This is a genomic window from Streptomyces sp. AF1A, assembly GCF_047340315.1.
Taxonomy (GTDB): Bacteria; Actinomycetota; Actinomycetes; order Streptomycetales; family Streptomycetaceae; genus Streptomyces.
On sequence record NZ_JBLEBI010000386.1, the window covers coordinates 1 to 583 of the forward strand.

A 583-nucleotide genomic window follows, 5' to 3' on the forward strand; every position below is an offset into this window, starting at 1 on the left:
CCGTATCTCCGTCGGCACCGCCCACGCGTACGTCACCACCGTCATCGAGCACCTGGCCGACAAGGCGCCGGGCCTGCTGAAGGTCCTGCGCGAGACAGACCCCGGCTACGTTCTCGTGGACGGCACGCTCGCGGAGTGCGACCGGGTCGGGGACGGGCGCGCGGACTATTCGACGAAGCACAAGCGGCACGGCGTGAATGTGCAGGTCATCGCAGATCCGGCCGGTCGCACGCTGTGGCTGTCACCCGCCCTGCCTGGCCGAACTCACGACCTCACCGCCGCCCGCACCCACAAGATCATCAGGATCTGCGAGCGCCAGGGCGTCCCAGTCCTCGCCGACATGGCCTACATCGGCGCGGGCGAGTGGGTCACCACCCCCAGGCGCCGGCCGCCCAACGGCGAACTCACTCCGACCGAGCAGACCGTCAACCGGGCCTTGTCCGCCGCCCGCGCACCCGTCGAACGAGGGATCGCCCGCCTGAAATCCTGGCGAATCTTCCGCAGAGCCCGATGCAGCCCAAATCGCATGACGTCAATCACCAAGGCCGTCCTCACCCTGGAGCGGCACCGCTGAAAACCCTCA

At 68.6% G+C, this 583-nt stretch carries 1 protein-coding gene; it reads left to right on the top strand.

Annotated elements, in window-relative coordinates; all coding sequences use genetic code 11:
• Window positions 1-574: HARBI1 family protein (locus ACLU3S_RS37025; protein WP_413956359.1), on the top strand; the 574-nt coding region annotated here is incomplete at its 5' end.
• Window positions 575-583: the final 9 nt, after the last annotated feature.